A 6,722-nucleotide genomic window follows, 5' to 3' on the forward strand; every position below is an offset into this window, starting at 1 on the left:
CGGGGTCTTCTATCAGTCAGATGCTGCCTATGAAGGAGTATTGAAATGGCTGCCAAAGACGTGAAATTCCATTCCGATGCGCGCGAGCGCATGCTGCGCGGCGTCGACATCCTCGCCAATGCCGTCAAGGTCACCCTCGGCCCCAAGGGCCGCAATGTCGTAATCGACAAGTCCTTCGGCGCGCCGCGCATCACCAAGGATGGCGTGACTGTCGCCAAGGAGATCGAGCTCGAAGACAAGTTCGAGAATATGGGCGCCCAGATGGTGCGCGAGGTTGCGTCCAAGACCAATGACGCGGCCGGCGACGGCACCACCACCGCGACCGTGCTCGCCCAGTCCATCGTCAAGGAGGGCGCCAAGGCTGTTGCCTCAGGCATGAACCCGATGGACCTGAAGCGCGGCATCGACAAGGCGGTCGAGGCCGTCGTCGAGGAGCTGAAGAAGAACGCCCGCAAGGTCACCAAGAACGACGAGATCGCCCAGGTCGGCACGATCTCGGCCAATGGCGACCAGGAGATCGGCCGCTTCCTCGCCCAGGCGATGGAAAAGGTGGGCAATGAGGGCGTGATCACGGTCGAGGAAGCCAAGACCGCCGAGACCGAGCTTGAGGTCGTGGAAGGCATGCAGTTCGACCGCGGCTATCTCTCGCCCTACTTCATCACCAATCAGGAGAAGATGCGCGTCGAGCTCGAAGAGCCCTACGTGCTCATCCACGAGAAGAAGCTTTCCAGCTTGCAGCCGCTGCTTCCCGTGCTTGAAGCCGTCGTGCAGTCCGGCCGTCCGCTCCTCATCATCGCCGAGGATGTCGAGGGCGAGGCGCTCGCCACGCTCGTGGTCAACAAGCTGCGCGGCGGCCTGAAGGTTGCCGCGGTCAAGGCGCCGGGCTTCGGCGACCGTCGCAAGGCCATGCTGCAGGATATCGCCATCCTGACCGGCGGCACGGCCATCTCCGAGGATCTCGGCATCAAGCTCGAGAATGTCACGCTCGAGATGCTCGGCCGCGCCAAGAAGGTGGTGATCGACAAGGAGAACACCACCGTCGTCGACGGCGCCGGCTCGAAGGACGAGATCCAGGGCCGCGTCAATCAGATCAAGGCGCAGATCGAGGAGACCACCTCTGACTACGACCGCGAGAAGCTGCAGGAGCGGCTGGCCAAGCTCGCCGGTGGCGTCGCGGTGATCCGCGTCGGTGGCGCGACCGAGGTCGAGGTGAAGGAGCGCAAGGACCGCGTCGACGACGCGATGCATGCGACCCGCGCAGCGGTCGAGGAAGGTCTCCTGCCCGGCGGCGGTGTCGCGCTCCTGCGCGCCTCCAAGGCCCTCGAGAATGTCTCGGTCGAGAACGAGGACCAGAAGGTCGGCGTCAATATCGTGCGCCGCGCCATCGAGGCCCCGATCCGGCAGATCGCCGAAAATGCGGGCGCCGAGGGCTCGATCATCGTCGGCAAGCTGCGTGAGAAGGACGAGTTCGGCTATGGCTGGAACGCGCAGACCGGCGAATATGGCGACCTCTTCCAGATGGGCGTCATCGACCCGGTGAAGGTCGTGCGGACCGCCCTGCAGGATGCGGCTTCCGTGGCCGGCCTCCTCATCACCACCGAGGCGATGGTCGCCGACCGGCCGAAGAAGGAGACCGCTCCGGCCATGCCCGCCGGTGGCGGCATGGACTTCTAAGCGGGTCGATCCATACGGAAATTCAGGCGCGGCCGGTTCCCGGCCGCGCTTTTTTGCTCGGTGGCTGGGTTTTACGCCGCCAGCGCCTTGCCCACCCGGTCGCGGATCTCCGCCAGCGTGAAGGGCTTGTGCACCACGCCCAGAACCGTGCCGTCCAGTTCGGCGGCGCGCTCGCGCTGGTCGGCGAAACCGGTCATCAGCAGAAGCCGCAGGCCCGGAAAGGTCTTCGAGGCCGTCCTCGCCATCTCGATGCCGTCCATGGCCGGCATGCGGATGTCCGACAGGACGAGGTCGAAGGCCCCAGCCGCCTGGCGGATCTTGTCGAGCGCGTCCGCTCCGTCCTCCGCCATCTCGACGGAATGGCCGGCATCGGCAAGCGCACGAGCGGTAAAGGTGCGGACCGAAAGGTCGTCGTCAACGATCAGAAGTCTAGCCATGGGCCGATTGTGGCCGGCAATCGTTACGGTTCGCTGAACGGATGCGGCCTCGCCGGCTTCAGGCGTCGCCCTTCACCACGCCGACGAAGGGCAGCTCGCGGAAGGCATGTGCCACGTCCATGCCGTAGCCCACCACGAAGTAGTCCGGGCATTCGAAGCCGACGAAATCCGCCTCCAGGCTCGCCTGCCGGCGCGAGCGCTTGTCGAGAAGCACGGCGATGGAAACCGACTTGGCGCCGCGCGAAAGCATCAGGTCGCGCGTGAACTTCAGCGTCTTGCCCGATTCCAGGATATCGTCGATGAGCAGGATGTCGCGTCCGCGCACGTCATTGTCGATGTCGCGCAACACCTTGACCTCGCCGCTCGTGGTGCCGGCGCCGTAGCTGGAAATCATGATGAACTCGACCTCCGGCGAAATCCCCGCATCATGCATGGCGCGGATGAGGTCGGCGGCGAAGATGAACGAGCCCTTCAGCACCGAAATCACGAGCAGGTCGTTGTAGTCGCGTGCGGCGACTTCCTTGGCCAGTTCCAGGTTCCGCCGCGCGATGGCGGAGGCGGAGAACAGGACTTCGATTTCCTTGCCGCGGACGACGGGCATTGCTCGGCCTCCCTGAACGCTGCCGTGACGGATTCCGCTCCATCCTTAGGTGCGGCGAGCCGGGCGGAGAAGGCGAACCGTTCAACGCAGCGGCGCGCCGGAGCCTTTGTCCCCAGAAAACATGCAGCGCATGGTCATGCTACCAGATTGCGCTGAGCGCGTGGCCTCCGGAGATCCAGAAGGCTGAAGACGTCAGAAGAATGGCCACCACCCAGAATGCCGCGGAGCCGGTGACGAAACGCCGCTCCCCGGCGCCATCTCGGCGCAGCACGGCAAGTCCCGGGCAAAGCGTGGCCGGCGCGGCCTCCTGATGCGCGTCCGTGGCCGCCCCGCGCCCGGCGAGAATCTCGTATTCGGCATCCACTATGTCGCCGGTTTGGTCCCCGCGCGGCGAACCTGTCTCGGCGGCGCCTGCGTGGCCCGGCATTATTTCGCCCGAGACGGGATATAGAGCGCTTTTTCCCATGCCGGGCAGGAGCCGTGTTTCCCAATGTCGTCCCACTTTAGGATGCGGATGGTTAATGCTTCGCAATTTCCCGGTTTCGGGCGACATTTTAATCAGGCATTAACCATACCGGCCGGAGGGTGGACCCTCGACGACGGGCCCGCCCGCCCCACAAGCGCAGGTCGTTTCAGGTGATACGGTTCGAGAATGTCGGTCTCAGATACGGAATGGGCCCGGAGGTGCTCCGGGACGTCTCGTTCCACCTGCCGGAGCGCTCGTTCCAGTTCCTGAGCGGCCCCTCGGGCACGGGCAAGACGACCCTCCTGCGCCTGCTCTTCCTGTCCCTCAAACCGACGCGCGGGCTCATCACGATCTTCGGCAAGGACCGCTCGCGCATCACGGCCGAGGAACTGCCGCATATCCGCCGGCGCATCGGCGTCGTCTTCCAGGATTTCCGCCTGCTCGACCATCTCACTACCTATGAGAATGTGGCGCTGCCCCTGCGCGTGCGCGGTCGCGAGGAGGCAAGCTACCGCAGCGACGTGACCGAACTGCTCAAATGGGTTGGGCTCGGCGACCGGATGCATGTGCTGCCGCCGGTGCTCTCGGGCGGCGAAAAGCAGCGTGCGGCGATCGCCCGCGCGCTGATCGAGCAGCCGCAGATCCTGCTTGCCGACGAACCCACCGGCAATGTCGACCCCCAGCTTGCCAGACGTCTCCTGCGCCTCCTCATCGAGCTCAACAGACTGGGCACCGCGGTTGTGATCGCCACCCACGACGTCGGGCTCATGGAGCAGGTGGATGCGCGGCGGATGATCCTTTCAGCCGGAAGGCTCGAGATCTATGACTAGCGCCGAGATCAGTGACCAGACGGCCGGGCCGGCGGAGGAGGCCGGCGCTGGCGCCAGGCCGCAAGCGGGCGCGCGCAAGGCGCGCCGGCAGACCCCCATCGTGCCGCCGGACAATGTGGCCGGGCGAGCCATGGTGCTTGTCATCGCGATCATGACCTTCCTCTCCTGCCTGACGCTCGGCGCGGTCACGCTGGTGCGGGACACGGCCGCCGCGTGGCAGACCCAGATCGCGCGCGAGGCGACGATACAGATCAAGCCGGCCGAGGGCCTCGACATCGAGGCGGCGCTGGCCGATGCGCAACGTATCGCCGCTAGTTATGCCGGCGTGCAGAACGCCACGATCGTCGACCGGGAGGCGACGGCGCGGCTGCTGGAGCCATGGCTGGGACCGGGGCTTGACATCGACGAATTGCCCGTGCCGCGCCTCGTCATCGTCACCATAGACCCGGAGCAAAGGCCCGACTTCGCGGCCATGCGCGCCGAGCTTGCCGAGGCCGTCCCGAGCGCCATCGTCGACGACCACCGCACCTGGGTCGACCGGCTGGTGGCGATGGCGCGGACCACCGTGACCATCGGCGTGGGCGTGCTCGCCCTCATGCTCTCGGCCACCGCGCTGACGGTCATCTTCGCCACGCGGGGGGCGATGGCCGGCAACGGCCATGTCATCGAAGTGCTTCATTTCGTCGGCGCGGAGGCGCATTTCATCGCACGCGAATTCCGCCGCCACTTCCTCCTTGCCGGAACGCGGGGCGCGGCCGCGGGAGGCGCAGCCGCGATGATCGTCTTCGTCCTCTTCTCCTGGTGGTCCTCGCGCAACGTGGCCACCCCCGAGGGTGACCAGGCCGCCGCGCTCTTCGGCAATTTCTCGATCGGCATGTCCGGCTATCTCGGCGTGGCGCTGGTGGTGCTGGTTATCGCTGCACTTACCGCCGCCACATCGCACATCACCGTCATCACCTATCTGAGGCGCATGGAAACATGAGCCGGCAATCCTCACGCGCGGCAACGCCTCGTAACCTTTTGTGCTCTCCCAGACATTTCAATGCCTATTCATCGCCGCAATCGAGGGTTAACCTCGCCACGATGACTGGAGTTGCGATTTCAGGACTAGGCGCTGCTACTCGCCGCACCAGCTCAGGCTGGCGAGCCAGCCGGCTTTGTTTCGCGGCAGCCTTCCTCGCCTGCGCCGCCTTCCTTGGCGGATTCGTCTTGTTCGCCGACCATGTGGCGCATCTGGAAACCCCGGCCGAGCTGCCCGAGGCGGACGGCATCGTTGTCCTTACAGGCGGCCAGTCGCGCCTTGATGCCGGTCTCGACCTGCTCAAGGCGGGCAAGGGCAAGCGCCTGCTCATCAGTGGAGTCAATCCCGTGGCGCGGGCCGACGATCTGCGGATCGCGACGGGCGGGGACCGCACATTGTTCAACTGCTGCGTCGACATCGACCGGGTGGCGCTCAACACGATCGGCAATGCGAAGGAAAGCGCCAAGTGGGCGAGCGCCAACACCTATGGCAGCATTATCGTCGTGACCAACAACTATCATATGCCGCGCAGCCTGCTCGAGATGCGGCGCATTCTGCCCATGGCGGACCTCCAGGCCTATCCGGTGGTCAACACACCGCTCCATGACGGTGCGTGGATGAGCAAGCCCGATGCGCTGCGGGTGCTGTTCACCGAGTACACCAAATATGTGGCCGCGCTCGCCCGCGGCCTTCTGCCGGCGGCCGACCCCGAGCCGCAGCTGGCTGATTTCAACGCCGCCCCCCACGTGTAGGGGCAGCGGAATCCCTTCCGCCCTTTGACAAGCCGCCTGCTTGCGGTAACGAACGGTCATCGCGCTTGCTGCGCAAAGTCCGGGACCGCGCATGCTTTTCCTTCGCTCGCTCGCCTTCAACTTCGCCTTCTACGCCAATCTCATCATCCAGATGATCTTCTGGACCCCCATTTATTTCCTGCTGCCGCGCAGGAAGGCATGGTTCGTGCCGAAGTTCTGGGCCGCCTCTTGCCTCTGGCTGCATCGCGCACTGGCGCGCGCGCGCGCCGAAATCACGGGGCTTGAGAACCTGCCCGAGGGGTCGTGCATCATCGCTCCCAAGCATCAGTCCTTCTGGGACACGATCGCCTTCCTGCCCTGGATCCCCGATGCGCTCTACATCCTCAAGCGCGAACTCATGTGGATCCCACTCTTCGGCTGGTATGTGGCCAAGATGCGCATGATCCCCATCGACCGCGGCAGCCGCTCCCGCGCGCTGAAGCAGGCGGTGAGGATCGGCCGCGAGCGGATGAAGGAAGGGCGGCAGCTGATCATCTATCCGGAAGGCACGCGCCGACCGGTGGGAGCGGAGCCCGCCTACAAATACGGCATCGTCGAGCTCTATGCACAGCTGCAGGTGCCGGTGGTCCCGGTGGCGCATGTGGCGGGGCTGTACTGGCCGCGGCGCAGGTTCATGCGCTATCCCGGAGTGATCCGCGCCCGGTTCCTGCCGCCCATCGAGCCCGGCCTTCCGCGCGAGGTGTTTCTGGAGCGGCTTATCCGTGAAACGGAAGCTGCCTGCGACGAGCTGCTTCTGGAGGCTGCGAACGGGCCCAACCCGCCGCCTCTGCCGCCGACGGCCATTGCAAGGATAGACCAGCTGAGACAAGGCGTCGGGCGGCCGGAAAGCCTCGACGGAAAGCTCGCGGGCGGGGAAAAGCAGCCCCTATAGGCTGCCGGCG

General features: G+C 65.5%; 8 protein-coding genes. 5 read left to right on the forward strand and 3 right to left on the reverse strand.

Annotation, left to right across the window (positions count from 1 at the left end; translation table 11 throughout):
- The first annotated feature begins 45 nt into the window (after window positions 1-45).
- Entirely contained in the window at window positions 46-1,674 is a 1,629-nt protein-coding gene (groL, locus tag RIN79_RS13165) for a chaperonin GroEL (RefSeq protein WP_309085119.1), read from the forward strand.
- Between the two features lie 71 nt (window positions 1,675-1,745).
- Here groL and RIN79_RS13170 read toward each other — a convergent pair whose 3' ends face one another.
- From RIN79_RS13170 to RIN79_RS13180, 3 genes are all read right to left on the reverse strand, one after another.
- A complete protein-coding gene (locus RIN79_RS13170) occupies window positions 1,746-2,111 on the reverse strand; it encodes a response regulator (RefSeq protein ID WP_309085120.1) in 366 nt (121 codons plus the stop codon).
- A 58-nt stretch (window positions 2,112-2,169) separates the two neighbouring features.
- Window positions 2,170-2,712, reverse strand: a complete 543-nt coding sequence (gene hpt, locus RIN79_RS13175) for a hypoxanthine phosphoribosyltransferase (RefSeq protein ID WP_309085121.1) — start codon at window positions 2,710-2,712, stop codon at window positions 2,170-2,172.
- 139 nt (window positions 2,713-2,851) lie between these two features.
- Window positions 2,852-3,139: a hypothetical protein gene (locus RIN79_RS13180; protein WP_309085122.1), complete on the reverse strand. Its 288-nt coding sequence runs from the start codon at window positions 3,137-3,139 to the stop codon at window positions 2,852-2,854.
- 209 nt (window positions 3,140-3,348) lie between these two features.
- On the opposite strand from RIN79_RS13180, the gene ftsE reads away from it, so the two are divergent.
- From ftsE to RIN79_RS13200, 4 genes are all read left to right on the forward strand, one after another.
- The gene (ftsE, locus tag RIN79_RS13185; protein ID WP_309085123.1) at window positions 3,349-4,008 is read left to right on the forward strand and encodes a cell division ATP-binding protein FtsE; all 660 of its coding nucleotides are present in this window, start codon (window positions 3,349-3,351) and stop codon (window positions 4,006-4,008) included.
- Complete coding sequence (locus RIN79_RS13190; protein ID WP_309085124.1) at window positions 4,001-4,990, forward strand: ABC transporter permease; 990 nt, start codon at window positions 4,001-4,003, stop codon at window positions 4,988-4,990. Before ftsE ends, RIN79_RS13190 begins: the two co-directional genes overlap by 8 nt.
- A gap of 101 nt (window positions 4,991-5,091) precedes the next feature.
- Window positions 5,092-5,781, forward strand: coding sequence for a YdcF family protein (locus RIN79_RS13195; protein WP_375165930.1), 690 nt, complete (start codon window positions 5,092-5,094; stop codon window positions 5,779-5,781).
- 91 nt (window positions 5,782-5,872) lie between these two features.
- Window positions 5,873-6,712 (forward strand): 1-acyl-sn-glycerol-3-phosphate acyltransferase, encoded by an 840-nt coding sequence (locus RIN79_RS13200; RefSeq protein WP_309085125.1) that lies wholly within the window; start codon window positions 5,873-5,875, stop codon window positions 6,710-6,712.
- Window positions 6,713-6,722: the final 10 nt, after the last annotated feature.

Source organism: Chelativorans sp. (genome assembly GCF_031180965.1).
In the GTDB taxonomy this organism is placed as follows: domain Bacteria; phylum Pseudomonadota; class Alphaproteobacteria; order Rhizobiales; family Rhizobiaceae; genus Chelativorans.